Here is a 26,471-nt window from a genome sequence, read left to right as displayed (position 1 = left end):
TGAGCCTGGGATCGATTTTGTTTATTCGAATGAATTTGTCGGTAAACTTCACCAGGCATATCGGTTCAGAATAAAAAATTGAAACCTGGCACCTCACGAGACGTCTGATTTTTTGACAAAGCCTGTGAAAGAATTAACATCAGGATTGAACATCGCAGTGCCCCGCGAGCGGGGAATAAATCAAGACCGGGTTAAAAACTAACAGGGGTTAAGTAATAGAACAATATGCCATACTTGAAAATCAGATGATTCATCTGGCCTGAAGAGTGAAAAATAAACACTCGAAGCGCATTATTTGAAATTTACTTTAAAAGCATTAAGAAAGTGGAAATATAGACACAGAATCATCTTTTAAGGCAATATAACAGAATTCAATATTATTAACCCCCTTAATATAATCATTCGCCGATCAACTTAATAAAATAGAAATACGCTGCGTAAGAAAATAGCTTTAGGTTAATAACGAAAAAACCCGGTAGCGCACCGGGTTTATTTTTAAGAGATAGCGAGATTAGAACAGCGACTTACCAGAAGTGTCCTGTACGTTGGCTTTCCATGCAGCGCGAACCTGAGCGGTAACAGAATCCGGCAGCGGCGCGTAATCCAGATCGGTAGCGATGGTGTTGCCATTTTTGTAAGACCAGTCGAAGAATTTCAGCACTTCGGCGCCTTTCGCCGCATCATCTTGTTTTTTATACACCAGGATAAAGGTAGTGGACGAAATCGGCCATGCATCTTTGCCTTTCTGGAAAGTCAGATCCTGAGCGAAAGATTTGCTCCAGTCAGCCCCTTTGGCGCTGTTGCTGAAGCTCTGCTGCGACGGCTCAACGACTTTGCCATCGGCGTCAAACAGTTTTGTCCAGGTCAGGTTGTTCTGTTTGGCGTAGGCGTATTCGACATAGCCAATGGAGCCCGGCAGGCGCTGTACAAACGCGGCAACGCCATCGTTACCTTTACCGCCTAAGCCAACCGGCCAGTTCACCGTTGAGCCTTTACCCACTTTGCTTGCCCAGTCAGCATTCACTTTAGATAAGTAGCTGGTGAAAACAAACGAGGTGCCGGAACCATCTGCGCGGCGTACCACGTTGATATTCGTGTCCGGCAGTTTGACTTTCGGGTTCAGTTTAGTGATTTCCGGGTCGTTCCATTTTTTAACGGTACCCAGGTAGATATCACCCAGGGTTTTGCCGTCCAGCGTCAGTTCACCGGATTTTACGCCTGGGATATTAACCGCCAGCACCACGCCGCCAATAACGGTCGGAAACTGGAACAGGCCGTTTTTCGCCAGATCATCATCACTCATCGGGGCATCGGATGCGCCGAAATCAACGGTTTTCGCAATAATCTGTTTGATGCCACCGGAAGAACCAATCCCCTGGTAGTTCACCTGAGATCCCGTCTGTTTCTGGTATTCAGCTGCCCATTTTGCATACACAGGCGCCGGGAAAGTACCACCAGCACCCGTCACATTCGTTGCCGCGAAAACAGTAGTCGTCGAAAGTGCAAGAGCAGCAGCCATCAGGCGAACTGACGCATTAAGCATTGCCATAGTCTCTCCGAATCGAAATAGTGATTAAATTTTTGAATAATATTAAGAGCCAGGGCAGCATAGAGCGAATTTATGACAATTTTGTGTCAGCCGTGAAAAATAAAAAATGCCAGCACAACAAGCAAAAAAAAGACCTCCGGATCGTAATCTGGAGGTCTAAGCAAACCTAAAAAAAGATGAATTAACCTAACGGTTAAAATTTGCAACTCTGCACGCTCTGAAGGAGCGCACTAAGTTACAGTAGCCACGGCTATTAAACACGAAAACCGCAGCCCTCATATGACAGATGTGCAACATTATGTAAGCTATTTTTTCCGTCCGCGAAATTACCCGGATAAAGATTATCCTGCAAACTCGAAACGGTATTCTTTCATCAATGAATGTCATTGAAAAATAGCCAATCAGTTTTTAAAAACCTCAGCATGATATATACCGGATAATTAATCCTATTTCGGCATATAACTTTTACTTAATCCGGCAGTTGTTATCACCGTACTGTCCACCGCTGCGTCAGACCAAAGCGTGTCGTAACGGTAACCTGTCAAATCTTCGACAACCTTACGCGCTTCTGGCGTCACACTCTGTTTATTTCCGTTGGCTTTCAGGCGGTCAAGCTCATCAACAAAAATACGGTGCGTACGCTTATTGAGATGGAAGGTCAGCGCTTGCCACATAGCCACCAGCAGAAGCCCGGCAGTGCCGATAAACAGCAGCATCACAATGGTAGTGATTGCTTCCTGAGGCTGCTGCAGGCTGCCTTTCACAAAGCCACCGCTCTGCAATAACAACCCCACAGCAAACGTCGCAATTGCTACCGTGGTTTTGCGCGAAAACGTCATCACGGCGGCAAATAGGCCTTCACGGCGCTGGCGCGTAACCATTTCGTCAATGTCCGGAATAAACGGGAACACGTTCCACGGCGTGAATTCCAGAACGCAGCGCCCAACCTGGTAAAACCCAGCAAGGATCACCAGCAGCAGCACTTTGTTTTCCGTGGGGAATTGGTACACCAGGAAGAATCCGCCCAGGCACAGCAGCATCATGCTGTAGGCAAAAACATAAAGCCGGGATGGGCCGTATTTGATAATGGCGAAGCCCGCGACGAGTGTTACCGGCAGCCCGACAATGCTCATCGACAGCAAGGTTCCCGCCAGTGAAGAGGAGACATGCAAGCAATAGACACAGAAAAAGACAAACACTGTGTTATAAATGTCTTTCGCCGTGAAAGAAAAAAGATAAATAGCCAGATGCTTGCGAAACGCACGTATTTTCAGCGTCGAGGCATAATCCTTAAATAACTTGATTACGCTGGTGAGCGTTTGCGCCGCATTGCCGGTTTGACGCGTTTTTTCCATCTCCTGCATCATTTCCGCTGTTATTTCACGCTCCCAGCTTACTTTCCAGGAAATAAATACACAGACCATAAACAATACAGCGAAAACAACACCGTTAATCAAATAAGCATCGGCGTTTTTTTCACCCAGCCAGCCAATTAGCACACCGGGGATAAAGGTCGCGAGAAACGTACCGGAAGCAGAAAGAAACATGCGGCAAGTAGAAAGCTTGGTGCGATCGTTAAAATCTTTGGTCATTTCCGATGGTAATGTTTCCCACGGGATTAAAACCATGGCAGCAATGATTTCAAAAGCCAGGTACACGGCAAGATAAAACCAAAAATTCATGCCATTAAGCCATAACAGAATATAAACCAGCATCAGCGGCGCGCCGATAAGTAAAAAGAAACGACGGCGGCCGAATTTCTTGCCTAAAACACTCTTATAAAAGTGATCGGTAAAACTGCCCATAAACAGACTCACGATAGCATCTACAATCCTTGCAATCGCGACAATGGACGCCGCCTGAATCGGTGATAATCCGACAAACGTGGTGTAATAAAACAGCAGCCAGGCACCAATTACCGTAAAAGCACCACCGCCCATTATGTCCGTCATGCCATAGCCAATGCTGACGGGAATCGTCACTTTTCGGTTTTTACGGGTCATAGCCAGCCCCCGCAATTACCCAGCTTTATTAGCATCTTAAGCTGTGATTGTTGTTTATTTATCATGGACATAAAAACTCCATAAGAGAATTATTCGTGCCAGAACCGGCGCCGTTAATAACGGACGCCTGTTGTCACCGGAAAACATCACAGCCTTCACGTTATATCCCTTGTGGAATTTATGTCTACTACCATACAAGTATCATTGTCGAAAATGTGACTTCAGACATACGTCAGAAAAAATCGCCTTCGTAAATTCAAAAAAAGTGAGAAATGAGATCGAAAGAACAGTTAAAAAACGGCAGTTGTGAAGCCAGGAAAACCCTGCGCCGCACAAACAAAAAAACCCGCCTGGTATCAGACGGGTTTCACGCTTCGGCGCACAACTCATTCCAGTAGCTATAGCGCATCACCAAATGGAAGCGCTCATTTTTCATCGTAAATCCATACAGAAGGATGATAATCAAGACCATAAAGCAGGCCGAACGGGATCAGCAGCGCCACATGGCGCCCCGAATCATATTCCCCTGCGTCCGTCTGTAATGGCAGCGTCGGGGTAAGGCGATTAAGCCACTGTTGCAGCAATGTCTTCATCAGCACGCTCTCCAGCAAAGGTTAACGCGCTCAGTTAAACGCAAAGCGCGCCACAACCAAAACGATCATTTTTGCACTGGTTTGCCGAAAAAAGCATATGACTTGCGCCACCCCACTTCATGTAATATTGTAAGTTACATGAAAAGCAACAATCCAGGAGATAACGTGGCACAGAATACTAACGACATTTTTAACAGCGAATTCTCCCGCCAGTACGATGCTTACAATGAGCGGCTGGGCGAAATTGCCAACAATCTGCACTTGCTCATCTCTCTGTTGCTGAAAAAAATACCGCAACAAGCGCGAATTCTTTGTGTTGGTGTCGGCACCGGCAGTGAAATCATTCGCCTTGCGCAGCAGCATCCGCAGTGGCGTTTTACCGGCGTTGATCCCTCGCCAGATATGCTGGAGGTTTGCCAGCAAAAGCTCGACCAGGCAGGCATTGCCAACCGCTGCACATTGCATGAAGGCTACCTTAGTGAGCTTCCCGCCAACGGCGATTTTGATGCGGTGCTCTGCCTGCTGGTAACTCACTTCATTCAGCATCCGCAGCGCGATGGCATCTATTCACAAATGGCGAGCCAGTTAAAACGTGGTGGGCGTATGGTCACAGCGGAGATCGCCGGGGATATGCTCAGCCCGGCGTTTGATGAACAGCTTGAAGTGTGGGCAATCATGCATGAAACCGCCAGCCAGGCACCGCGCGATATAACTGAAATCAAAGCGCAACTGTCTCAGCGCCTGCTGTTGTTGCCCGCAGAAACCACGGAAGCGCTGATTGAACAGGCTGGTTTTACCCCGCCGCAGCACTTTTTCCAGTCGCTACTGATCCACGGCTGGACGGCGCGCAAACTCTGACGCGTTACGCCTTGCGCGAACAGCAGGCAATGTAGTTTAACTGGCGGCGATTTGCGCGGAAAAAGCGGAACATACCCAGAAATCGCGTCCGGTTATCGCGAGTGCGCAAGCCATTAAAAACAATGCGCACTGCCCGCGCGAAACCTTCATCACGGATAAGCCCAACGGGCGACATCAACGACATTGCCCCGTGGCGCGTATCTACCGCGGCAAAGCCATTGTCGATAAAGAGTGTTTTCCATGCCGCTTCTGTCATCGGGCTGACATTCGATTTTACAACCTGCTCCAGTTTTGACTGGTTATTTGTCGCCAGCCTGCTGCGCGTAAACATAATGTCGTGTGTGAGTAAACGGCCACCGGGTTTCAGCACGCGATGATACTCGCTGATGAGTTTCGCTTTCGCTTTGTCCACGTACATGGTCAGCATCGCTTCGTTAATCACCACATCAAAAGTGTTATCGTCGAACGGCAGCTTATTCGCATTGGCTTCGCTAAGATGAATGTTGCTGTCGAGACCGGCAGAAATCACATTCTGGCGCGCCTGTGCGAGCGCGTTTTTATCCATGTCGATGGCATCGACCGTACAGCCAAAACGCTGCACCAGTTCAATCGAGGTGGTGCCCATATTGCAGGCGACTTCCAGCACCCGGCTCTGCTTATTTAGCTGCGCCTGGCTAAACAACCATTCAGTCGCTTCCAACCCGCCAGGGCGCAAACGCCTTTTCCCGAGGCTCGCCAAAAAGGTATGCCCCGCTTTATCACTGTCGGCCATTGGACTCCCCTCACCATAACATGCATTTAATATGAAACTTATCACAATGGTGTGGAGATGAGAATGGCTTTCATCAACAAAAAAGCCCCTGCATTTTCGCAAGGGCAAGGCTGTGTCCGAGCCATAAAAAATTAGTTAAACACCATACCGCCGTCGATCAGCAATGATTGCCCGGTCATATAGTCGGAATCCGGCCCGGCGAGATAAGAGACGCAGGCGGCAACATCTTCTGGTTCCGAAAGACGCCCAAGCGTTATGCGTTTAGCGAACTGCTCCGTGCCATAACCCAACGGTTTACCGGCGGCTTCCGAGACCTGGCGGTCTATTTCCGCCCACATCGGTGTTTTCACAATGCCGGGGCAGTAGCCATTAACGGTAATACCAAGCGGCGCGAGATCCCGCGCGGCTGTTTGCGTTAGCCCCCGCACCGCGAACTTGCTGGAGCTGTACACGGCCAGTTCCGGGTTGCCGACATGTCCGGCTTGTGAACAGGCGTTGATAATTTTGCCGCCGTGTTTTTCCGCTTTGAAGGCTTTTACCGCCGCCTGGATACCCCAAATCACGCCTTTCACGTTGATGTTATAAACCTTATCCACCACTTCCGGCGTGATGGACTCAATCGGCGTCGAAGGTGCAACACCGGCGTTATTTACAATCACGTCGAAACCGTTCAGTTCGGTTCTGGCCTCCTCTACCGCGGCAAACACTTTATCGCGGTCAGAAACATCTACCGTCACCGCAATCGCGCTGCCATTGTGGTTATTAATTTCGTCGGCCACCGCTTTCGCCGTTGTGGCGTTGTAATCGGCAACAGCCACCGCAAAGCCATCTTTCGCCAGACGCAACGCAATGGCTTTACCAATGCCCTGACCCGCACCGGTTACGAATGCAACTTTTTTCATCATATCTCCTTGGTTTTCAAAGAATCTGGTTAAGGTTGAGCTGGCCCATCAGCAGAGGGTTATCGCTGTAATCAACCGGGATGGCGACCACCGCCGGGCCGTCCGTATCCATTGCCGCACGCAGCGTTGGCTCCAGTTCTGCCGTACTTTCAACAGCGAAACCTTTGGCACCAAACGCTTCGGCATAGGCTTTAAAATCGACCGGGCCAAAATTCACGCCAGAAAGGCGCTGGTATTTTTTCTCTTCCTGAATGGCCACCATGTTGTAGGCGTTATCCACCCAGATGATATGCAGCACATTCGCCCCGAGGCGCACAGCGGTTTCCAGTTCCATGCTCGATTGCAAAAAACCACCATCGCCGGAAACCGACACCACTTTGCGGCCTGGGTTGACCAGCCAGGCACCAATCGCCCACGGCAGCGCGACACCCATGGTTTGCTGGCCGTTGGAAATCATCACCTGGCGGGCGCGGAAGCTATAGAGATAGCGCGCAATCCAAATATGGAAACTACCCATATCAACCGTCAGTGTGACATCGTTATTCACGATGTCCTGCATCGCCCGCACAATGCGCAACGGGTGAATGGCGAACTGGCTGAGCTGCGCCCCCTTACGGCTGAGCAGTTCTCGCTGGTTGCGGCGCTCAATCAGGATCTCGGAGGCACGCGGCGTGAGGATCAGCGGTTTTTCGATTTTCGCTGCCAGTTTGTCGAGCGTGCTGGCAATGTCGCCAACCAGTTCGCAATCCGGCACGTAATTGCGCTCTTCATAAGCGGGTAGAACGTCGATATGTACCAGTTTCGCGTCACCGGTGTTCCACATCGATGGTTCATATTCCACCGGGCTGTAACCAATACAGATAATCAGATCCGCCAGGTGCAGCAGCCGATCCCCGGCCTGGTTATTAAATAACCCCACGCGCCCGGCAAAGCGGGTGAAATGCTGCTGATTAACCGCGCCCGCCGCCTGATACGTGCTGGTGACCGGAATATGGCTTTTTTCCAGTAACTGATGCAGCGCCAAAATATTCTCCTCACGGCTTGCCATCAGCCCGAGCAAAAACACCGGGTTTTGCGCCTGCGCGATAAGTTTCGCCACCTCATCAATCGCCGCATCCGGTGCGGCACCTAACTGCGGCACACCGCTGGCGGGCAAGATATTGCCGCTCGCGGGTTGGTCGGCAATATCTTGCGGCAAACTGACAAACGCACTGCCCGGCCGACCTTGCTCAGCGGCGCGGAAAGCATTGGATACCACTTCAGCGATCGCGTCGGATGAGGTTATCTCTACCGCATACTTAGTGACGGGGTTGAACATTGCCACCGTATCCATGCTCTGATGCACCAGCTTGGCTTTATCCGCCCTTTTCACGGCTCCGCCCAACGCCACTACCGGGTCGCCTTCGCTGTTGGCGGTCGCCATACCGGTTATCAGGTTGGAACAACCGGGGCCGGACGTGACCAGCGCTACACCCGCTTTACCGGTGATGCGCCCGACGGCTGCCGCCATAAATGCCGCGTTAGCTTCGTGACGCACTGGAATCGTTTGAATGGTTGAATCAATAAGTGAATCAAACACTTTGTCGATTTTGGCACCGGGAATGCCAAACACATGTTTCACGCCCTGTGCTTCCAGTTGTTTTACCACCATATCGGCGCCATGCGCCCACTGGTGTGTACGGCTCTCTTTACTCATCATTTACTCCTTTAAATGTTTATCAGTTCTCGACGGAACGAATGGCGGCGTCCAGGTTATCCGGGTGTAAATCAGCGTTGAGAAACGCAGCATCTGCAGGCAGGTCAATCATCAAATGGTGGATTTCACCAAACGTCAGCGTGCCGCTTTCGAGTTGGTAATCCAGCAAGTGTCCGCCGCCATGACGGTCGTCCGTAATAAAGTGTTCGTGGTAGCCCGCCACGTTGATCCCCTGCATATGCTGTGGTGTGCGGAACCCAACCAGCACGCCATCACGTCCGTTGAAACGAAACACGGGTTGGTCGTCAAGCACGTCAGTCATGGCGCGATAAGGCGGCGTCTGGCGCGGAACAGTGCGTGTGTGCGCATGACGAAAATGGCCATCAATACGCAGGGCGCAAAAGACGTTATCGGAGGGGATCGTCTTATCGATAATGTCGTGCAGTTGTTGGCGGCTGGTCGGTTTATCCAGCTGAAATTCATGCTCTGGTTTGAACCAAGTCATTACCGCGAAGGGGGTTTTTTGCTGTGGGTTGGCTTCCCGTGCGCTGCCATCAGCACGCAGTTGGTAAACCTCACTATTGAACGCAATTAACTCGCCATCCAGCTCGTTAAATGTGCCGAGCCCAAAGTCGCCGTGATTGAGTAAATCCTCAATCGTGGTATTTCCTTCATAAACACCAGTTAATAGCGCACTCATTAGCGATGTTTGATATATCACACATTCTGGACGGGTTTTTGAAAAAGCACGAAATGTTTCCCGTAGACTTTCCTCGCAAGAACAACCGGTTACATGACTCATTATCCTTTACCTCGCTGAGCAGTCGTTTAGAAAAGCTGATAAATTATTGACTCGTTTCAGCGAGAGATTCCAATATACAAAGCATCAGGGTTTGAGATGTTTTTAATATGGAACTCCGTTATCTACGCTATTTTGTCGCCGTTGCGCAGACGCAACATTTCACGCGAGCCGCTGAAATGCTGGGGATGTCACAACCACCGCTAAGCCAGCAAATTCGCCGTCTTGAGCGGGAAGTGGGTACTCCGCTTTTTTACCGGCAAACTCGCGGTGTTGAGCTAACCGAAGCGGGCGAAGCGTTTTATGAAGATGCCTGCCAAATCATCGCGTTGAGCGATGCGGCAATGGAAAAAGCGAAAGGGATAGCGCGGGGGATTAATGGAAAATTGTACCTTGGCGTGACCAGCTCCAATGCGTTTCACACGCAAATTTTTTCATCGCTTCGCCAGTTTCAGCAACGCTATCCGCAGGTGGCGCTATATCAAAAAGAGGACAATATGGCGACGTTAATGCAGGAGTTGGAAGAGGGGCTGATTGACGTTGCCTTTGTGCGCCTGCCGTGTGAGAACAGCAAAATGTTCAACCTGAAATTGATCGACGAAGAGCCGATGGTCCTGGCGTTACACCGCTCGCATCCACTTTCCGCGAAAACGGATATCTCGCTTAACGAATTGCAGCAAACGCCGCTGATTATTTTCCCCCAGCAGGTCGCGCCGGGCCTGTACGAACTGGTGTACAACGCCTGCTTGCGCGCGGGTATTGATATGGAAAACCAACAGCAAGCCTCGCAGTTCTCCTCTTCGCTGAGCATGGTGGCCGCCGGTTTCGGTTTTGCCATCGTTCCGCAATCCATGGCCTGTTTCAGCCACCCGCAAGTGACATTTCACCGGATGCCGGAACAGATATTAAAAACGGATGTAGCGCTGGCGTGGCGCAAGTTCGAGCGCTCGCCTGCTGTAAAACGGTTTATTGAGAACTTTTAAAAACGCCCGCCGCAAAGCGGGCGTGAAATGTTTAGGTACGATGGGTATTCACCACCTGGCCAATCCCCTTCCCTTCCAGCGCTTCGTCCGGGTCGGCAAAGAAATCGATATTGAAGTAGGTATCATCGGTTAGCAGTTCAATATGGTGCCAGTATTGCGGCGGGCTAATGCCAAAATGCCCGGCTTCAATCACCACTTCCACTTCCGGCGTGGTGTGGTGCTCACTGGCAAAACCAACGTATTTCACCGCCCCCTGCATCACCGATAAACGGCCATAGACACCTTTTTTGGTGTTGTGATGAGTGAGCAGCGCCTGTGGAACCGTCTCTTTCGTCCAGAAAGGTGTTGATCGGGTATGACGGAAATGAACAGGAATTTGATGCGCCATAAAACCTCCTACGGCCGCTTCGATTACCAGCCGCACACGTTAGTTTCTTCGTCCGATTCATAGCCCCGGACAATATTAATCAACTCTTTCACCGCGTCTGCGGCATTAAGCGGATCTTTCAGTTCATTAAGACAGGAAAACTCTTTATCCACAGAAACACCGTTATTATTGTTGGTCACCGTCAGAATAAACTCACTGGAACTTTCTTTGGCACCAGCCAGGCTGGCAATCAGTTCCGAAACCGCCTGCGCGGCAACATCAGGGACATATAACGACATTGGCTTGAGATAGACCTTTTCTTGCGTTTCATTGTTCGCACGGTTAGAAACTGCTAAAGAATAACCTTTATTTTCAGTTGTCATCAGAATTACCTCAGCCTTCAATCAAAATTTTCGGGTCAACATAGAAATCGACGCTAAATATTGTATCGTCGCTTAATGCTTCAATGTTGTGCCATTTTTCCGGCGGAAAAACGCCAAATTCACCGGCATTAATCGTTAACGTCTCGACCGGTTGCGGGCTGGTTTCATCGGCGTAACTGTAATAACGGATCGCCCCTTGCAGCACACTCAAACGCGGGTAAACACCCTGGCGTGTTCCGGCGTCGAGATGGCGCTTCCAGATGGACGCCGGGGCGGTTTCTTTGGTCCAGAACGGCGTTGAGCGGGTGTGAACATAGTTCGCGGGTATCGCAATACGTTGCATGTTTCATCCTCTTTGTGTCTCAGCAAAGCAGGTTTGCCGGGAGGGGGAAAAGCATTTGTTGCATATGATATACCTGTTTTATAATTTGTGGACTACTTTTTTTAGTGGCTATTTCACGACGCTTTTTATTACTCAAAAAGGGTTATTGTAAAATACATATCGAAGAGAGAAAAATGGGGGGAAATTATTTATAACGTAGGGTTAATGCACAATGAAAAACAAATCAAAACTCAATTCTTTTTATTATGGCTTTCCGGTTTTTTTAGTCACCACACAAGACAAAGACGGCAACACGAATGTTTCAGCGGCATCATCCTCTATTTCTCTGGGAGAGAAACTGATTATTGGCATCAGTAAAGGCGGTAAAACTTACCATAATTTATTGGCCGGTTCCGACGCCGTTATCAATATTCCCGATCACACACTTTGGGAAAAAGTGGAGCAAATTGGCAAACTTACCGGCGGCGATACCTTGTCGGAAAACCAGACCAAATGGGGCGTAGAAATCTGCCACGATAAATTTGCCAAAGCCGGGTTACACACAGAAGCCTCTGTCGATGTTGCACCGCCGCGCGTCGCGGAGTGTCCAATCCAGGCCGAATGCCGTTTAGTCTCCACCAGCGATAAAGGCCGTTTTATGCTGGCTGAGCTGGATATCGTGAACTTATGGGTTGAAAACGCGCTGTTAAATGAAAATGGCATTGTTGATTCAAGCAAATGGAAACCGCTGATTTTCAATTTCCGTGAATACACTACCGTTGGCGATACGCTCGGGTTTAACGTGAAATACGGCAACTGATCCTCATAAATTGCCCCCGCTCACGGGGGCATAATCCTTTACTCCAGCAACGCTTTATCCCAGCCGCTGAAAATCGCCGCCAGATTGTATTGCCCGGCATCCGCCTTGCTTAACTGATATTTTTCACCGCCTTGCCCTGCGCCCGGACCACGGTTATCAAACTCATAAAAACGGCTATCTTCCGGATAGAACCAGATTTTCTCCCCGGCTTTATCTTTGCCGGACATTTTATCCCAGCCGTAAATATGGTCGTCGATCTCACAGTTGATAAACGCAGCAAGACCAATGGCGTTTGGATCGGCATAGCGCCCGTCGCTGAACTGTGTTGTCGGGTGCCACGGGCGACCCAGCGCGAAACTTTTCGCCGGAACGCCCGCTTCTTTGCTGAGCTTGCTGTTGATGATCAACAAGCCAAACTTCTCATCCGCCTGCCTCGCTGGTGCGGTGATGTAGCCATACGGCGGGGCAATATCATTGCGGTTACGGGCGATAATCTCGCAGCGGTCAAACACCGCAATGCCGGGGCCAAAGATAAAATCGACGTGCCCGCTCACTTCGCAGTCGGTGAAATAACTGCGGCTCCCGCTCTTGCTGTAAAACGTGTCCTGGTAACCTTCAAGCCGGACATGGCGGAAACGCGCTTTATCGACATTTTCTGACACCATCAGCGCCACCGCCTGCGTGTCTTTCAGCTTTTTCGCATCGCCATCCGGCAACGCGGCATTAGCCGGGAAATCAAAGCTATTGCGAATGGTCAGGTTCTCAATGGTCACGCCCGATACACGCACTTCTACCGTGCTGGTGCGCCCGGTGCCGAGCTTTTGCCCGTCGCTGCCTAATGCACCCGCGGGCGTATTCGCTTCAATCTGCGTTTGATCTTTGGATTGCCCCACCAGCGTGACCGGTTTTTCAATCACCAACCGTTCATTCCAGCGCCCTTCTTTGACCAGAATCCGCCACGGCGTGCCGCTTTCAGGCGCGGCGGCCAGCGCCTGGCTAATGGTGGCAAACTCACCGGCTTTCGGCGCGGTGGAGACAACGGCATTCCACTCACTCGCCTGAGCGGAAATGCTGATACAAGCCAGCAACAGCGCGGAATAATGCAGTGTTTTCATCGGTCTCTCCTTAGGGTTTTAATTTGTCAGCAAGCGTGGTCAATTCAGGTGTGTTACGGATCTGCTCAGCAACTATCGAAGCAACAGCTTCGGCACCTTTTTGCTGGAAATGGGTGGTATCTGGGTTGCTGCGAATACCAGAGGTTTGCGTTTTATACCAGGGATAGCGCGGGTCGTTGGTATCCACGGCCAGCCAGTAATCCATCCAGTCGCTGGCATGCGCATTGGCGAAATCAATGGTCGCTTTTTCCAGATCGATAAGCGGTACATGGTTGCGTTGGGCGGTCTGTTTGATGGTGTCGATGTAGTTCCCGGCAAAGCGGTAACCGGGCTTTTTCACCGTATAATGACTGCTGACCACCACATCGTCGGCGCCCTGCTGAAAGGCCGTTTTCCCGGCGCGATTTTTTACCCGCGTGGTCGGCGTAAACAGTACCGGCGTGGCGCCCGCTGCTCGCGCCAGCGTGATATAGCGCTCCAGCGAGTGCTGGAACGACAACAACGGTTCCCCTGGCGGAAACTGCGGATTACCGCTGGCATCATTGGGATAGCTGCAAAGGTTTTTCACGTCCGCCGCACCGCGCACCGCTTTGTCACCATCGCAGTTTTGATCGTTATGACCGTGGGCGATAAAGACATAGTCACCAGGGCGCAAATCACGCGCCATTTGCTGGTACCAGCCTTCATTGTAGAAATCCCGGCTGGAGCGACCGGAACGAGCGCCGTTAAGCACCACTACGCTACTATCGGCGCGGAAAAACGGCTGAAAAACCTGCCCCCACCCCATGCGCGGTAAACGGGCGACTTCATACGTGGCGGCGGTGGAGTCGCTGACCAACAAAATGCGCGTTTTCGCGCTGCTAATGGCCTGGCGATCGCGCAGTGCTCGCGGCAAATCTAAAGGTTCCCACGGCCCGCTGTTCTGTAAACCGACAATCGGGCGAAAGGCACTGTCGGTCAGCACCGCATCACCCGCCTCGCCGCTGTTGTTGTCATAGTTTCGGTTGTGATTAATCACCGACAGGATCCGCGCCATACCATTGCCGGTACGAATGGGCGTCTGCACCGGATCGGCGGTTTTCGCATCCAGGCCAGACAAACGCAACGCCTCGGCCATGCCATGACGAAAGTTCGCCAGCGGCTCGGTCAGTAAACCGGCATTCAGCTTGCTGTTATTACCGCGCTCGACCCATTGCTGTGGGCCGATATAGCCCAACTGGCTGGCGACTTCGGAAACCAGTCTGTCGGTAAAAGGGGTGATGTTAGCGGTATTGCGGCGCTCTTTTTGCAGCGTAATTAGCAAAGAGGCCATGCAGCGCGCACGCGGCTCATCGCTTCGCAAACATGACTGCGCGGTTCCCGTGCTTTGGATGGTGGAAAGGGTTAACGGCGGTGTAAGCGAATCAACAGCCAGAGAGTAGCGTCCGTCGCTGCGCGTTTTGGTGGTGAGGCGTTTGCCGGAACTGTCGGTCACCGTTACCGCAGCACCCGCCAGCGGCGCGTCGGCAAAAACCGCGCCTTCAAGTATCGTTGCCGCATTCGCCATCACTGGCAGGCAACAAAACAACACACTAAGTCCCAGAGGGTATTGCATGGGTCATTCTCCTGAAACAGGTTCTCCCGGCAGGCTGCACCGGTGTAATCGCGCGTTTCTGTTTCTGGAAAATGTGGCCAAGAGTGAATGCCAGCAGGTATTACAAGTCAATAAAGGCTTTTATTTTTATGGTGATACAAAACGAAATGAAGTTTTACACATGTAAAAACATTGTTTTGAGATCGGACTCAAGAATATGACAATTGATAAATCAGCCCGGCGTTAACCGGGCATCGCATTCAGCAGGGAAATACGCGGGCGCTACCGTTAACCTGAAGATTCACTTTCATACCGGGTCGCCAGTCCGGGTGGGTAATGGCTTGTAATGTCAGGCGTTCGCCACTTTGCGAAAACAGCAGCGTCAACGACGAAAGGTATCCGGCAAAATCCATATCGATAATTTGTGCCTGCGGGTAAGTTTGATGCTCATCGCACGGCAGCACACTCACCTGCTCCGGGCGCAACATAATACGACGAGCACCAGAAAGCGCGGGGTTATCCACCACCACATCACCCAGCAGGCAGTGCGCACGCCCTTGTGCAACCTCAGCAGATAGAATCAGCGCGTCGCCCAAAAACAGCGCCGTCTCCTCATCAACCGGTTGTGAATAAACGGCGAATGGCGATCCCACCTGCGCAAAGCGACCGTGGCGGATCACCACAATCTGGCTGGCGAAGGAGAGCGCCTCTTTCTGATCGTGAGTAACCAGAATGGAGGCGACGCCCGCGTCAGTCAGCAAATCCGCCGTGGCCTTACGAGTGGCGGCGCGCAAGCCAGTGTCCAGCGCTGAAAACGGTTCGTCGAGCAACATCAGCGCCGGTTTCTGTGCCAGCGCTCTGGCCAGCGCCACCCGCTGCTGCTGACCACCCGAGATCTCATGCGGCCAGCGCGCCGCCAGTTTACTGTCCAGCGACACCATCGCCATCAACTCGTCTACACGGCGTTGCTTCTCGTGGCGCGAACCTTTGAGCCCCCAGGCAATATTGTCCCCCACGCGAAGGTGCGGAAATAGCGCCCCTTCTTGCGGCACAAAGCCAATGTTGCGTTGGTGGGCCGGGACAAACTGGCCGTCGCCAAACAAGGTTTTTCCCTGCAACACGATGCGCCCGCTGTCCGGCATTTCAAACCCGGCGATCAAACGCAGCAATGTGGTTTTCCCCGACCCGGACGGGCCGACAATCGCCGTGCGGCTACCAGCAGGGATCACCAGATTCACATCATCCAGCACGCGCGCGGCGGCAAAGCTTTTCGAAATTGTTGCCAGTTCTAACATCTTAAAGACCCGAAAGTTTTTGTGATTGCTTGTACAGCAGGCCGGTCAACGGCAAGGAAATCAAAATCATCAGCAACGCATAAGGCGCAGCCGCCACGTAGTCGATCTCGCTGGTCAGCGCCCAGAACCCTGTGGCGAGCGTGCGCGTGCCAAGTGGGGAAAGCAGTAGCGTGGCGGTCAGTTCCGTGCTCACGCCCAGAAAGACTAATGCCGCAGCGGTAGAGGCGCCCGGTGCAGCCAGCCGCAGCGTGACGCTCACCAGCGCTCTGCCTGGCGATGTGCCAAGGCTTTGCGCCACCTGCTCAAGCTCGACCGGCGCTTGCGCAATCCCGGCGCGTAAGTTGATCAACGCTCTGGGCATAAACATCAGCAGCCAGGCGAGAAACAGCGTCACTTCAGTCTGGTAAATCGGGCGAGCGTAATGAATGGTCACAGTGACCAGCGCCAGCGCCACCACAATGCCAGGCAATGCGCTGGTGATGTAATTACAGCCTTCGAGAAAGCGAAATACGCGGCGCGGATGGCGCACCGAGAGCCACGCCGTCGGAATGGCGAACGCGGTAGTGATCAGCGCCCCGCAAACGGCCAGAAAAAGGGTCTGGCGCAGTGAAAGCCAGAGATCGGCGCTGTGCCAGTTATCCAGCCCGCCGAGCCACAACCAACGGCCAAGCACGGCAAGCGGCGTACCGAATGACAGCACAACCGCACACGCCGCCAGCAATAGCCCCAGCCCGCAACTCCAGCGCCCAAGCGCGCGGCGCTGTTGCTTACGCGCGGAACCAGATCCCACCCGCGCATAGCGTGCTTTACCACGCACCGTCGTCTCCAGCAACAACAACGCCAGGCAGCAGAGCGCCAGCACACCGGCGAGCATATTGGCGGCCGGGCCGCTGAACGTTGACTGAAATTGATCGTAAATCGCGGTGGTGAAGGTATCGAAGCGGATCATCACAAACAGGCCATATTCCGCCAGCAAGTGCAGCGCCACCAGTAGCGCACCACCGCAAAGCGCCAGCCGGAGCTGAGGTAAGATCACGCAAAAGAAGATCCGCCACGGCGGAGTGCCAAGCGATGCCGCAACATCCTCAAGGCTGGGATCGAGGCGGCGCAACACGGCAGCGACCGGCATATAAATAAACGGGAAATAAGCCAGCACCGCGATAAACACCGCGGCAGGTAGCCCATTAAACGCGGGCAAAACGCTAACCCAGGCATAGCTTTGCACAAAAGCAGGGATCGCCAGCGGTGCAACCGCCAGCATGGCCCATATGCGTCTGCCGGGCAGCGACGTCCGTTCAGTGAGCCACGCAAGCGATGTGCCAAGCGCGACGCTTGCGGGTACAGCAAGGGCGATCAACCAAAAGGTGTTGACGAGCAACTCACCCACACGCGGGCGAAAAATGAGCGCCTGCACCGTCGCCCAACCGGTATCAATACCGACACCGATGACAAAACCAACGGGCAGTAAAGCAAGCGCCGCGACGAAAAGGGCAAATACCACCAGCACCCGCGAAGGGCGGTGCCGGGCGGCCTGGCTGGCCGCGTTGCTTGCCGCCGGGAGACTTAAACTGGACATCAGGCACTCATTCCTGCGTGATTACAAAAGACCGGCTTCGGTCATTAATTCGCTGACTTTTTTACTGTTAAGCGCAGAGGGTTCCACTTTTGGTGCATCTAATTGCGCCAGCGGAACCAGTTTTTCGTTAGACGCCGCGCCGTTGCCTACGGCATATTCAAACGCGATATTGGTGCGCAGCATTTCCTGGCCCTGCTTGCCAGTGACCCATTTGATAAACGCCTGCGCCTGTTTCTGGTGTTTGCTGGACGCTAAAACGCCGCCGCCAGAGATGCTAACGAACGCGCCCGGATCCTGATGTTTAAAGTAGTGAAGCTGAGTATTTTTGCTGTTCTCGCCGGTTTTGGCCTGATCGACAAAGTAGTAGTAGTGATAAATGACGCCGCCGTCGATCTGCCCGGCATTGACCGCTTTCATCACCGTGCTATTGCCTTTGTAAGGCACAAAGTTGGTTTTCATCGCTTTCAACCAGTCGAGCGTGGCTTTTTCGCCTTTCAGTGTCAGCATCGCGCTGACAATCGCCTGGAAATCGGCGCCTGAAGGCGACGCCGCCCAGCGGCCTTTCCATTCCGGCTTGGCTAAATCCATGATCGATGCGGGTAACTGCGAAGCAGAAAGTTTCGTCGGGTTATAGACAAAAACGGTGCTGCGCGCGGCAATGCCAATCCAGCGGCCATGCGCCGGGCGGAACTGAGCCGGGACCTGTTTCAGCGTATCCGCACTGAGCGGCGCAAAAAGCCCGGCGTTATCGACCAACGTCATCGCCGGGGAGTTTTCCGTCAGAAACACATCCGCTGGCGAAACGTTGCCTTCCTGCACCAGCTGGTTACCCAGCTCCGTGTCGCCGCCGTTACGCAGCGTAACTTTGATGCCGGTTTCTTTGGTGAATTCGTCGACCCAGGATTTAGTCAGGTTTTCGTGCTGCGCGTTATAGACCACAATACCGTCGTCGTTGTCGGCGAACGCTGCGGGAGCAGCAAAAACTGAAGAGATGACCAGTGCAAGTGAACAGAGCGGCAAAAAGCGGTTCTTCATCATCATTCCTTTTAAATTATGTGTAATAGTCAGCACATGCGAGCCCGGCTGGATTTTAATCGTAGCGGAAATGAAATGAGAATCAAAATTATTATCAAAATAGTGAGTTTGAAATTAAATATCATCAAAATTTAAAAAATGAATTATTCCTCCAGTAAACAACTGCAAGGCGCTCAGAACATTAAGATAACCTTAAATCAAGAGAAATAGGCTAACGATTATTAATCCGGCGTATCTGACACCCGTGGCTTTCTTTTCCGGGGATAACAAATTAACATCAGATTGAGTGGGTTTAATACCAAACATCGCAAAACAACCTGCACAGGTAAGACAATAATTATGAAAAATAAAAAGATAGATACAATGGCAAAAGTGGCTATGCGCAGCAGGGGGTTGTCTGTAAAAGAAAAGCGCGTGCGTTATCAGGGTAAGATATTTACCTTTAAATATGTTTCTGATCGCTATGAGGTCTTTTTTGAAGGCGAAAAAGTGGATGCCATCGAAACAGAGAACATCAATCAGGCGATCGCGAATTTTAAAGAAAAGCATAACAAAACGAAGCGCTAAACAACGCTAAATACCTTTTCATCCGCCAGTATTGCGTCAGCCAATAAATATCAGCCACCTTATTATACCGGGCGGTATTATTATCGAACCCGGTGCCTTCCCCGATCTCCGTCTGCTCAGACACAAGAATAAAACCCTAAAAACCCAATGGAAATCACCGGGTTATTACAACATTTTTTTACATAAACCGTTTACATGGTAACGATAATTCATATCATCTTGATAATCGCTATCAACAAATAGCGATATCGCTTGCGGCACAGGAGGATCAGCGCCGCCGTACTTCTGATAAATCAGGATCACCATAACAATGAAATCTCGTTACCTTTGGGCATTAAACCCTTGTTTATTGATGATGTTTTGCGCTCACGCCTCGGCGGAAAGTCAAAAAGAAGAGACGCTAGTCGTTGCTGCCAGCCGTGCAAACCACAGCGTTACGGATATGGCGCAAACCACCTGGGTCATTGAGCAGGCTGAAATAGAGCAACAGGTTCAGGGCGGCAAAGAGTTAAAAGAGGTCCTGGCACAGTTAATTCCTGGCATGGACGTCAGCAGCCAGGGACGCACCAATTACGGCATGAATTTGCGCGGTCGCTCAATGATGGTGATGGTCGACGGTGTACGTCTGAACTCGTCCCGCAGCGACAGCCGCCAGCTTGATGCTATCGATCCTTTTAACATTGAGCGCATCGAAGTGATTTCCGGCGCGACATCGCTTTACGGCGGCGGCAGTACCGGCGGTTTAATCAATATCGTCACCAAAAAAGGCCAGCCGGAAACGCAGGTTGAGTTTCAGACCGGCGCGAAAAGCGGTTTTAACAGCCATAACGATCACGACGAGAACATCGCGGCCGCGGTCAGCGGTGGTAACGATAACGCCTCGGGTCGTCTTTCCGTGGCGTACCAGCGTTATGGCGGCTGGTATGACGGCAAAGGCAATGAAGTGAATATCGATAACACGCAAACCGGTTTGCAGTACTCAGACCGCCTGGATGTCATGGGTACTGGCACACTGAATATCGACGATCATCAGCAGTTGCAGCTCACCACACAGTATTACAAAAGCCAGTCTGATGGTAAGCACGGCCTCTTCCTTGGCGAGAACTTCTCTGCAGTGCGTGGCTCAGGCAACGCTTATAACAAAAGTAATCTTGATTCCGACCGCATCCCCGGCACCGAACGCCACTTAATCAACCTGCAATACGCCAATAGCGATTTCTGGGGCCAGGATTTACTGGCACAGATTTACTACCGTGACGAAAGCCTGACTTATTACCCGTTCCCGACGCTTTCCGGCGGCTCGGTGACCAGCATTGGCGCATCGCAGCAGAAAACCGATTTCTACGGCGGCAAACTCACCCTGAATAGCAAACCACTGGAAGACCTGACATTAACCTGGGGCGTGGATGCCGAACATGAAACGTTCGATGCCAACCAGCAGTTTTTCAATCTCAGCAAAGCCGCCGCCAGCGGCGGGATGAAACTGGATAACGCTTACAACGTCGGACGCTATCCCGGCTACAGCATCACGAACCTCGCGCCGTTCCTGCAAAGCAGCTATGACATCGCGGCCATCACTCTGAGCGGCGGTGTGCGCTACCAGTACACGGAAAACAGAGTCGATGACTTTGTGGGCTACGCGCAGCAGCAAGCCATCGCCACCGGCAAAGCGACCTCAGCGGACGCTGTGCCGGGCGGTAAAACGGATTACAACAATCTGTTGTTCAACGCGGGCATCCTCGGCCACCTGAGCGAACGCCAGCAGTTGTGGTTTAACTTCTCGCAAGGCTTCGAAATCCCGGACCTGGCGAAATATTACGGTTCCGGAACGTACAAACTGGAAAACGGCCACTACCGTCTGGTTAACAGCGTCAACGTTAACGATTCGAAACTGGACGGCATCAAAGTAAATGCCTACGAGCTGGGCTGGCGCTACACCGGTGACAGTCTGCGTACGCAGATCGCTGCTTACTACTCGCTTTCAGATAAAACCATCAACATCAACAAAAGCGACATGACCATCAATATTGAAGATGATCAGCGTCGTATTTACGGTGTGGAAGGCCAGGTCGATTACTTCTTTAGCAACAGCGAGTGGAGCACCGGCGCGAACTTTAACGCCATCAAGTCGCAAACCCGCGTCGATGGCAAGTGGCAGAAATTGACGGTGGATAGCGCAAGCCCGTCGAAAATGAGCGCGTGGGTCAACTGGGCACCAGGCGACTGGACGCTACGCCTGCAAAGCACACAGACATTTGATCTTTCTGACGCCGATGGGAAGCATATTGACGGGTACAACACTGTTGATCTGCTCGGCAGTTATCTTCTGCCTGTCGGTAAGTTGAGTTTTAGCGTTGAAAACCTGCTGGATGAAGATTACACCACCGCCTGGGGACAACGCGCACCGGGTTTATACAGCCCAACTTACGGCGCTGCGGGTTTATATACCTATAAAGGTCGCGGTCGTACTTTTGGCCTGAATTATTCCGTTCTGTTCTGATGACATGTGCCGCCTGTATATCAGGCGGCACACTCTTCTTTATTCACGCCCCATAAAACGCGAAAAAGCCGATATCCTCAGCCATTATTTTGCTGAAAATATATCGTGTTATTTTTGCCTTAAGCCAAATAGATGACTGTGGCTACTCTATTTCCCGGACAGCGAATGACAAATATAAGATATATTGAATCAACAACCGCCAAATATAAGATCAAGATATAGATACTGAATTAATACAGTGAACAACAATAACCCTAAAATAAGACAGGATTTACTTGAGATCTTTATTGCATATCCGTCGGTTCAGATTCGCCCGCCGTTATCTGCGTTTGCTGCACTACCGCTTTCGCGTCCAGTTTTTGTTGCTCAGCTACGCGTTTCTCTTTCTGTAGCTGCGCAGTGGCTAACTCTTGTTGCGTCACTTTTTTACCTGAAAACGCATCAACCATTTCCGTTCTGCCGTCCGGATATTTAACGATGGTCACCAGCCGTCCGCCAAATTGCGGAATACCGGTCATCGCCAGTGAATAATCAATTTCATGATTATCCACCTTTTTCTTTTCCTGAACCTGCTGCTCGGCTTTTATCTCATTGCTGTGTTTGTGTTTTTCTGCACGGCTGGAGAGCGTCACTTTGGTGCTCTCATCATGCGAAGCGCTATTTGCCGCACCGTTGTCCGCATGAGCCGCCGATTTAGGATTTGTGTTTTCTTTTGTTGTGGCAAGGTGCGGGCTTGCCTGAATCGCCTGAATCTCCTGCATCATTATCTCCGCTATCAATGACCAGATATTCCGCCAAATGACTCTGCCTGAGCCGAAAAAAAGATCCTCATAACGATTATCGACAGGCGAAAGAAACAGATTAATAACAAATAGCGCTGAAACAGGATGATTTACATACAAAAATTAAATAAGCACCCGATATTTAATAAAACAATAATTTTACTTAAATCAGTTGGATATTAAAAAATATATGTTAAGTCAGGGTATATAATTAAAAGCAGAAGCGAAGCCCATGTTTATCACTAAATTTTAACAAACAGATTTCCCTGCCAGCGCGCAACACTTTAACGCCCGTACCAGAAAAATAACGCAACCGCGTTACTGCTTAACCGCATCGGCGGCAAAGCGCCTTTCCCCTGCCTGCGGCATGCTGCTACTCTTTGAAACGCGAAAAAATATTAAATATCAGGAGTGAAAATGAGCCAACAACCGCTACATGCCGCCCCGCTCAGTTGGGGTCACGGCCCACGTACGTTCGAGGTATTTATCGAACCTACTTGCCCTTTTTCTGTACGCGCGTTTAACAAACTGGACACGCTGCTACAACACGTCGGCGAGGATAACGTCACGGTGAAAATCCGCCTGCAGTCACAGCCGTGGCACCTGTTTTCCGGTGTGATTGTCCGTTGTATCCTCGCGGCATCGACGCTTGCAGACGGCAAAAACGCCGCGCATAAAGTGCTGCAAGCGGTTGCCGATCATCGCGAAGAGTTTGAATTTACTGACCACTGCAGCGGTCCGAATATGCACACTACACCGCAGCAAATCATTGAACGCATCGAACAGTACAGCGGGGTGCAACTGGCAGAGGCCTTTGCCCGTCCTGAGCTGCAAACCGAAATCAAATGGCACAGCAAATACGCACGCCAGAATGGCATCCATGTTTCGCCAACCTTTATGGTTAATGGGCTGGTGCAGGCCGATCTCGGTAGCGGCGACGACATTGAGGTCTGGGCGCAACGTATTCTCGCCTGAGACGACTGCTACACTGCTTTGCAAGCGCTTAACTTCTTCAACACATCAACGAAAAGGCAGGCCAAAATGTCAGACAACTATCAGCCCCCCAAAGTCTGGACGTGGGATAAATCCGGCGGCGGTGCGTTTGCCAATATCAACCGCCCGGTTTCCGGTCCAACGCATGACAAAGCATTGCCGGTTGGCAAACATCCGTTACAACTCTATTCGCTCGGTACGCCGAACGGCCAGAAAGTGACCATTATGCTGGAAGAGTTACTGGCGAAAGGCGTCAGTGCCGCAGAGTACGACGCGTGGCTGATTCGCATCGGCGAAGGCGATCAGTTCTCAAGTGGATTTGTCGACGTTAACCCGAACTCCAAAATCCCGGCGCTGCGAGATCACAGCACCACACCGCCGACGCGGGTGTTCGAATCCGGGGCAATCCTGCTCTATCTGGCGGAAAAATTCGGTCACTTCCTGCCAAAAGATCCGGCTAAACGCACCGAAACGCTGAACTGGCTGTTCTGGCTGCAAGGTTCCGCGCCTTTCCTCGGCGGCGGTTTTGGCCACTTCTATAACTATGCGCCAGTGAAGATCGAGTACGCGATCAACCGCTTTACGATGGAAGCCAAACGTCAGTTGGACGTGCTGGATAAGCAACTGGCGCAGCACACGTTTGTTGCCGGGGATGAGTACACCATCGCCGATATGGCGATCTGGCCGTGGTACGGCAATGTGGTGCTGGGCAACACCTATAACGCAGCGGAATTCCTCGACGCGGGCAGCTACCAAAATGTCCAGCGCTGGGCGAAAGCGATTGCAGACCGCCCGGCGGTGAAACGTGGGCGCATGGTTAACCGCACGTTCGGTGAACCAAGTGAGCAACTGCATGAACGCCACGACGCCAGCGATTTCGACACGCAAACCGAAGATAAACGCAACGCCTGATCTTGCACACCGGGCGGCATTCCGCCCGGTTTCTCCCGCCATACTCCACACCTTCTGCTCTTTTTTTCACACCATATTTACATAACCGAAATAACTGGTAAGAATGCCTTTTATTTACCCGTAGCCCGCCAAATGTCTGAAAACGCGCTAAAACAGCAGATCCAGAATCTAAAAAAGCACAACGCCCGGCTGGTGCGGATTGCGCGCGATGCGCGCAATAAACTCAGCGCCGCGCTCGACGGCACCGGGCTGTGTTTGTGGCAACTGGATGTGCCCAGCGGCAAGCTCATCATCTTTAACCGCCGCTGGGGATCAATGCTTGGCTATCAGCCAAAAGCGCTGAGCGCCCATTTTGATGTCTGGCGCGATCACCTGCATGAAGAGGATCGCCAACAGGTGCTGGATGCGTTTTATGATCATTTGCATGGCAAAACGCCGTTTTACGAAGCGTTGCACCGCATGCGGCATAAAAACGGTACCGTGACCTGGGTGCTCGATCGCGGCCGTGTAACCGACAGGGACGCCAACGGCGCGCCGCTGAAAGTGACCGGCACGCATATCGATATGACCAAAGAGAAGCAGTACGAAGAGCAACTGGCTCTGCTTGCAAACCACGATCCGCTGACCGGCCTTGCGAATCGTCACGCGCTACTGCAACACTTCGCTGAACTCAGTCTCGCCGGACCGCTGTGTGTGGCATTTATCGATCTGGATGATTTCAAAGCAGTAAACGATACCTTCGGCCACCGCAGCGGCGATGAGTTGCTGATTCAACTCAGCCAGCGTCTGCGCGATGCCTGCCCACAGGGAGCTGTTGTTGGGCGGCTCGGTGGCGATGAGTTTGTCTTGCTGCTGCCCTTTGCGCTCAGCAGCCTGCTGATTAATAGCACCGCGCATAGCTGTTTACGCACCATACTCAGTCCCTTCGAGCTGGATAATGGCGAAGCATCGGTAGGCGCGTCGATAGGAATTGATGAAGTGCAAACCGGGGATGATTTTGTCAATGCGCTGAAACGCGCCGATCGCGCGATGTATCACATCAAGCACACCGGTAAAAACGGCGCGGCTATTGGCAAAATCCTGATTTCACTCTCGCCACGGCATGAGGAAACGCCATGAAGCACGCGCGCCAGCAAGCGATTCTGCAGCTTCTCACCAACCAGCACAGCATCACAACCCTGGCGCTGGCGGCGCAGTTGAATGTCAGTGTTGAAACCATTCGCCGCGATCTGAATGCGCTGCAAACAGAGGGGAAAATTGTGCGTCGCCACGGTCGGGCAAGCACGCTGCATGATGGGGGTGAACCCTTTCGCACTCGGCTGAAAAGTCACTATGCGGATAAAGCCGACATCGCCCGCCACGCACTTAACTGGGTAGAAACCGGCATGACACTGGCGCTGGACGCCAGCTCGACCTGTTTTCATCTGGCGCGGCAGTTACCGGATATCCCACTGACGGTATTGACCAACAGCCTGCCGGTCTGCCAGGAGATGGCGCGCCGCGAACACATTGAGCTTATCTGCTCGGGCGGCCGGCTGGCGCGCACGGAGCGTTGCTACGTGAATCCCGCACTTGCAAGCCTGCTGAAATCGCTGGAGATTGATCTGTTTATCTTCTCCTGCGAAGGCGTGGATGCGCGCGGCGATATGTGGGATTCCACCCGCCATAATGCGGCGTTCAAAGCCCAGCTGTTACGCCGGGCGCAGCAATCATTACTGTTGATTGATAAGAGTAAATTCTATCGCGCCAGCGAAGCAAAGATCGGCAATTTGTCGCAGGTTACGCAGATGGTGACCGACGCCAACATCGACGCACCTCAGCGCTGAGGCGCAAACGCTTCGATTTCCATGTTTCGCAATGCTTCCAGCGTCGCCAGCGCTTCATGTTCATCTATCACGCTCATGGCGAAACCGACATGCACCAGTACCCATTGTCCCAGCAATTCACGCGGTGAATCCTCACACACCAGCGCGATATTGACGTCGCGGCGCACGCCGCACACATCCACCTGCGCCAGTTGATGAAAATCATCGCCAACGGCCACCACCTGACCCGGTACGCCTATACACATCTTCG

The 26,471-nt window shown here is 51.9% G+C and carries 26 protein-coding genes; 9 read left to right on the top strand and 17 right to left on the bottom strand.

The window, feature by feature from the left end; genetic code table 11:
• Positions 1-511: 511 nt before the first annotated feature.
• The 3 genes from pstS to ACFX4O_RS15730 all read right to left on the bottom strand — a co-directional run bounded on the left by pstS (position 512) and on the right by ACFX4O_RS15730 (position 4,145).
• On the bottom strand, positions 512-1,543 hold the full coding sequence (pstS, locus tag ACFX4O_RS15740; RefSeq protein ID WP_380211628.1) for a phosphate ABC transporter substrate-binding protein PstS: 1,032 nt from the start codon (positions 1,541-1,543) through the stop codon (positions 512-514).
• Positions 1,544-1,995: 452 nt separating this feature from the next.
• Positions 1,996-3,552, bottom strand: coding sequence for an MFS transporter (locus ACFX4O_RS15735; protein ID WP_380211616.1), 1,557 nt, complete (start codon positions 3,550-3,552; stop codon positions 1,996-1,998).
• A gap of 425 nt (positions 3,553-3,977) precedes the next feature.
• The gene (locus tag ACFX4O_RS15730) at positions 3,978-4,145 is read right to left on the bottom strand and encodes a hypothetical protein (RefSeq protein WP_017457522.1); all 168 of its coding nucleotides are present in this window, start codon (positions 4,143-4,145) and stop codon (positions 3,978-3,980) included.
• A 165-nt stretch (positions 4,146-4,310) separates the two neighbouring features.
• On the opposite strand from ACFX4O_RS15730, the gene ACFX4O_RS15725 reads away from it, so the two are divergent.
• The gene (locus ACFX4O_RS15725; protein WP_380211614.1) at positions 4,311-5,003 is read left to right on the top strand and encodes a class I SAM-dependent methyltransferase; all 693 of its coding nucleotides are present in this window, start codon (positions 4,311-4,313) and stop codon (positions 5,001-5,003) included.
• A 4-nt stretch (positions 5,004-5,007) separates the two neighbouring features.
• Here ACFX4O_RS15725 and ACFX4O_RS15720 read toward each other — a convergent pair whose 3' ends face one another.
• The 4 genes from ACFX4O_RS15720 to budA form a co-directional block, all read right to left on the bottom strand.
• On the bottom strand, positions 5,008-5,775 hold the full coding sequence (locus ACFX4O_RS15720; protein ID WP_380211612.1) for a class I SAM-dependent methyltransferase: 768 nt from the start codon (positions 5,773-5,775) through the stop codon (positions 5,008-5,010).
• Between the two features lie 131 nt (positions 5,776-5,906).
• Positions 5,907-6,677 carry a (S)-acetoin forming diacetyl reductase gene (locus tag ACFX4O_RS15715; protein WP_131407892.1) on the bottom strand — a complete coding sequence of 257 codons (771 nt, stop codon included), beginning with the start codon at positions 6,675-6,677 and terminating at the stop codon, positions 5,907-5,909.
• A gap of 16 nt (positions 6,678-6,693) precedes the next feature.
• Positions 6,694-8,373: an acetolactate synthase AlsS gene (gene alsS, locus ACFX4O_RS15710; protein ID WP_380211626.1), complete on the bottom strand. Its 1,680-nt coding sequence runs from the start codon at positions 8,371-8,373 to the stop codon at positions 6,694-6,696.
• A gap of 22 nt (positions 8,374-8,395) precedes the next feature.
• Complete coding sequence (gene budA, locus ACFX4O_RS15705) at positions 8,396-9,175, bottom strand: acetolactate decarboxylase (protein WP_380211610.1); 780 nt, start codon at positions 9,173-9,175, stop codon at positions 8,396-8,398.
• A 107-nt stretch (positions 9,176-9,282) separates the two neighbouring features.
• Between budA and ACFX4O_RS15700 the strand changes: the two genes are divergently transcribed.
• Positions 9,283-10,155 (top strand): LysR family transcriptional regulator, encoded by an 873-nt coding sequence (locus ACFX4O_RS15700; RefSeq protein WP_380211608.1) that lies wholly within the window; start codon positions 9,283-9,285, stop codon positions 10,153-10,155.
• A 31-nt stretch (positions 10,156-10,186) separates the two neighbouring features.
• On the opposite strand, the gene ACFX4O_RS15695 is transcribed toward ACFX4O_RS15700, so the two are convergent.
• From ACFX4O_RS15695 to ACFX4O_RS15685, 3 genes are read right to left on the bottom strand one after another with little or no spacing between them, the layout of a single operon-like run.
• A complete protein-coding gene (locus ACFX4O_RS15695; protein WP_380211607.1) occupies positions 10,187-10,543 on the bottom strand; it encodes a DUF1971 domain-containing protein in 357 nt (118 codons plus the stop codon).
• Between the two features lie 23 nt (positions 10,544-10,566).
• On the bottom strand, positions 10,567-10,905 hold the full coding sequence (locus tag ACFX4O_RS15690; protein ID WP_380211605.1) for a DUF1869 domain-containing protein: 339 nt from the start codon (positions 10,903-10,905) through the stop codon (positions 10,567-10,569).
• Between the two features lie 10 nt (positions 10,906-10,915).
• Entirely contained in the window at positions 10,916-11,248 is a 333-nt protein-coding gene (locus ACFX4O_RS15685; protein WP_380211603.1) for a DUF1971 domain-containing protein, read from the bottom strand.
• A 211-nt stretch (positions 11,249-11,459) separates the two neighbouring features.
• Here ACFX4O_RS15685 and ACFX4O_RS15680 point away from each other — a divergent pair, with 211 nt between their 5' ends.
• Positions 11,460-12,047 (top strand): flavin reductase family protein, encoded by a 588-nt coding sequence (locus ACFX4O_RS15680; protein WP_380211602.1) that lies wholly within the window; start codon positions 11,460-11,462, stop codon positions 12,045-12,047.
• Between the two features lie 38 nt (positions 12,048-12,085).
• On the opposite strand, the gene ACFX4O_RS15675 is transcribed toward ACFX4O_RS15680, so the two are convergent.
• The 5 genes from ACFX4O_RS15675 to ACFX4O_RS15655 form a co-directional block, all read right to left on the bottom strand.
• Positions 12,086-13,162 carry a pectinesterase family protein gene (locus ACFX4O_RS15675; protein ID WP_380211600.1) on the bottom strand — a complete coding sequence of 359 codons (1,077 nt, stop codon included), beginning with the start codon at positions 13,160-13,162 and terminating at the stop codon, positions 12,086-12,088.
• A gap of 10 nt (positions 13,163-13,172) precedes the next feature.
• Positions 13,173-14,756, bottom strand: coding sequence for a GDSL-type esterase/lipase family protein (locus ACFX4O_RS15670; RefSeq protein ID WP_380211598.1), 1,584 nt, complete (start codon positions 14,754-14,756; stop codon positions 13,173-13,175).
• A gap of 239 nt (positions 14,757-14,995) precedes the next feature.
• Positions 14,996-16,030 (bottom strand): ABC transporter ATP-binding protein, encoded by a 1,035-nt coding sequence (locus ACFX4O_RS15665; protein ID WP_380211597.1) that lies wholly within the window; start codon positions 16,028-16,030, stop codon positions 14,996-14,998.
• Between the two features lies 1 nt (position 16,031).
• On the bottom strand, positions 16,032-17,606 hold the full coding sequence (locus ACFX4O_RS15660; RefSeq protein ID WP_380211595.1) for an ABC transporter permease: 1,575 nt from the start codon (positions 17,604-17,606) through the stop codon (positions 16,032-16,034).
• 21 nt (positions 17,607-17,627) lie between these two features.
• Entirely contained in the window at positions 17,628-18,641 is a 1,014-nt protein-coding gene (locus tag ACFX4O_RS15655) for an iron ABC transporter substrate-binding protein (protein WP_380211594.1), read from the bottom strand.
• A 339-nt stretch (positions 18,642-18,980) separates the two neighbouring features.
• Between ACFX4O_RS15655 and ACFX4O_RS15650 the strand changes: the two genes are divergently transcribed.
• Both ACFX4O_RS15650 and ACFX4O_RS15645 read left to right on the top strand, forming a co-directional pair.
• Positions 18,981-19,208 carry a hypothetical protein gene (locus ACFX4O_RS15650; RefSeq protein ID WP_131407520.1) on the top strand — a complete coding sequence of 76 codons (228 nt, stop codon included), beginning with the start codon at positions 18,981-18,983 and terminating at the stop codon, positions 19,206-19,208.
• Between the two features lie 310 nt (positions 19,209-19,518).
• A complete protein-coding gene (locus ACFX4O_RS15645; RefSeq protein ID WP_380211593.1) occupies positions 19,519-21,708 on the top strand; it encodes a TonB-dependent siderophore receptor in 2,190 nt (729 codons plus the stop codon).
• 284 nt (positions 21,709-21,992) lie between these two features.
• Here the strand turns inward: ACFX4O_RS15645 and ACFX4O_RS15640 are convergent, their stop codons facing one another.
• On the bottom strand, positions 21,993-22,472 hold the full coding sequence (locus tag ACFX4O_RS15640) for a hypothetical protein (RefSeq protein WP_380211592.1): 480 nt from the start codon (positions 22,470-22,472) through the stop codon (positions 21,993-21,995).
• Between the two features lie 435 nt (positions 22,473-22,907).
• Here ACFX4O_RS15640 and ACFX4O_RS15635 point away from each other — a divergent pair, with 435 nt between their 5' ends.
• From ACFX4O_RS15635 to fucR, 4 genes are all read left to right on the top strand, one after another.
• Positions 22,908-23,465 carry a thioredoxin domain-containing protein gene (locus tag ACFX4O_RS15635; protein WP_131407523.1) on the top strand — a complete coding sequence of 186 codons (558 nt, stop codon included), beginning with the start codon at positions 22,908-22,910 and terminating at the stop codon, positions 23,463-23,465.
• Between the two features lie 66 nt (positions 23,466-23,531).
• Positions 23,532-24,395 carry a glutathione-dependent disulfide-bond oxidoreductase gene (gene yghU / locus ACFX4O_RS15630; RefSeq protein WP_380211589.1) on the top strand — a complete coding sequence of 288 codons (864 nt, stop codon included), beginning with the start codon at positions 23,532-23,534 and terminating at the stop codon, positions 24,393-24,395.
• Positions 24,396-24,527: 132 nt separating this feature from the next.
• On the top strand, positions 24,528-25,514 hold the full coding sequence (locus ACFX4O_RS15625) for a diguanylate cyclase domain-containing protein (protein ID WP_380211588.1): 987 nt from the start codon (positions 24,528-24,530) through the stop codon (positions 25,512-25,514).
• Positions 25,511-26,221 (top strand): L-fucose operon activator, encoded by a 711-nt coding sequence (gene fucR, locus ACFX4O_RS15620; protein ID WP_380211586.1) that lies wholly within the window; start codon positions 25,511-25,513, stop codon positions 26,219-26,221. Before ACFX4O_RS15625 ends, fucR begins: the two co-directional genes overlap by 4 nt.
• Here the strand turns inward: fucR and hybG are convergent.
• Positions 26,212-26,466 (bottom strand): hydrogenase maturation factor HybG, encoded by a 255-nt coding sequence (gene hybG / locus ACFX4O_RS15615; protein ID WP_017457498.1) that lies wholly within the window; start codon positions 26,464-26,466, stop codon positions 26,212-26,214. The genes fucR and hybG overlap by 10 nt on opposite strands.
• Positions 26,467-26,471 lie beyond the last annotated feature (5 nt).

This window comes from Kosakonia sp. YIM B13571 (assembly GCF_042788095.1).
In the GTDB taxonomy this organism is placed as follows: domain Bacteria; phylum Pseudomonadota; class Gammaproteobacteria; order Enterobacterales; family Enterobacteriaceae; genus Kosakonia; species Kosakonia quasisacchari.
This window is presented reverse-complemented; position numbering and strand designations above follow the sequence as displayed.

Excerpts from the sequence above, each read along its gene's own strand:
- ACFX4O_RS15695 (WP_380211607.1), bottom strand. The coding sequence starts at position 10,543 with ATGGCGCATCAAATTCCTGTTCATTTCCGTCATACCCGATCAACACCT.
- budA (WP_380211610.1), bottom strand. The coding sequence starts at position 9,175 with ATGAGTCATGTAACCGGTTGTTCTTGCGAGGAAAGTCTACGGGAAACA.
- ACFX4O_RS15665 (WP_380211597.1), bottom strand. The coding sequence starts at position 16,030 with ATGTTAGAACTGGCAACAATTTCGAAAAGCTTTGCCGCCGCGCGCGTG.
- ACFX4O_RS15690 (WP_380211605.1), bottom strand. The coding sequence starts at position 10,905 with ATGACAACTGAAAATAAAGGTTATTCTTTAGCAGTTTCTAACCGTGCG.
- ACFX4O_RS15625 (WP_380211588.1), top strand. The coding sequence starts at position 24,528 with ATGTCTGAAAACGCGCTAAAACAGCAGATCCAGAATCTAAAAAAGCAC.
- alsS (WP_380211626.1), bottom strand. The coding sequence starts at position 8,373 with ATGAGTAAAGAGAGCCGTACACACCAGTGGGCGCATGGCGCCGATATG.
- ACFX4O_RS15650 (WP_131407520.1), top strand. The coding sequence starts at position 18,981 with ATGAAAAATAAAAAGATAGATACAATGGCAAAAGTGGCTATGCGCAGC.
- ACFX4O_RS15720 (WP_380211612.1), bottom strand. The coding sequence starts at position 5,775 with ATGGCCGACAGTGATAAAGCGGGGCATACCTTTTTGGCGAGCCTCGGG.
- yghU (WP_380211589.1), top strand. The coding sequence starts at position 23,532 with ATGTCAGACAACTATCAGCCCCCCAAAGTCTGGACGTGGGATAAATCC.
- ACFX4O_RS15660 (WP_380211595.1), bottom strand. The coding sequence starts at position 17,606 with ATGTCCAGTTTAAGTCTCCCGGCGGCAAGCAACGCGGCCAGCCAGGCC.
- ACFX4O_RS15645 (WP_380211593.1), top strand. The coding sequence starts at position 19,519 with ATGAAATCTCGTTACCTTTGGGCATTAAACCCTTGTTTATTGATGATG.
- pstS (WP_380211628.1), bottom strand. The coding sequence starts at position 1,543 with ATGCTTAATGCGTCAGTTCGCCTGATGGCTGCTGCTCTTGCACTTTCG.
- ACFX4O_RS15715 (WP_131407892.1), bottom strand. The coding sequence starts at position 6,677 with ATGAAAAAAGTTGCATTCGTAACCGGTGCGGGTCAGGGCATTGGTAAA.
- ACFX4O_RS15655 (WP_380211594.1), bottom strand. The coding sequence starts at position 18,641 with ATGAAGAACCGCTTTTTGCCGCTCTGTTCACTTGCACTGGTCATCTCT.
- fucR (WP_380211586.1), top strand. The coding sequence starts at position 25,511 with ATGAAGCACGCGCGCCAGCAAGCGATTCTGCAGCTTCTCACCAACCAG.
- ACFX4O_RS15730 (WP_017457522.1), bottom strand. The coding sequence starts at position 4,145 with ATGAAGACATTGCTGCAACAGTGGCTTAATCGCCTTACCCCGACGCTG.
- ACFX4O_RS15680 (WP_380211602.1), top strand. The coding sequence starts at position 11,460 with ATGAAAAACAAATCAAAACTCAATTCTTTTTATTATGGCTTTCCGGTT.
- ACFX4O_RS15670 (WP_380211598.1), bottom strand. The coding sequence starts at position 14,756 with ATGCAATACCCTCTGGGACTTAGTGTGTTGTTTTGTTGCCTGCCAGTG.
- ACFX4O_RS15675 (WP_380211600.1), bottom strand. The coding sequence starts at position 13,162 with ATGAAAACACTGCATTATTCCGCGCTGTTGCTGGCTTGTATCAGCATT.
- ACFX4O_RS15735 (WP_380211616.1), bottom strand. The coding sequence starts at position 3,552 with ATGACCCGTAAAAACCGAAAAGTGACGATTCCCGTCAGCATTGGCTAT.
- ACFX4O_RS15685 (WP_380211603.1), bottom strand. The coding sequence starts at position 11,248 with ATGCAACGTATTGCGATACCCGCGAACTATGTTCACACCCGCTCAACG.
- ACFX4O_RS15635 (WP_131407523.1), top strand. The coding sequence starts at position 22,908 with ATGAGCCAACAACCGCTACATGCCGCCCCGCTCAGTTGGGGTCACGGC.
- hybG (WP_017457498.1), bottom strand. The coding sequence starts at position 26,466 with ATGTGTATAGGCGTACCGGGTCAGGTGGTGGCCGTTGGCGATGATTTT.
- ACFX4O_RS15700 (WP_380211608.1), top strand. The coding sequence starts at position 9,283 with ATGGAACTCCGTTATCTACGCTATTTTGTCGCCGTTGCGCAGACGCAA.
- ACFX4O_RS15640 (WP_380211592.1), bottom strand. The coding sequence starts at position 22,472 with ATGATGCAGGAGATTCAGGCGATTCAGGCAAGCCCGCACCTTGCCACA.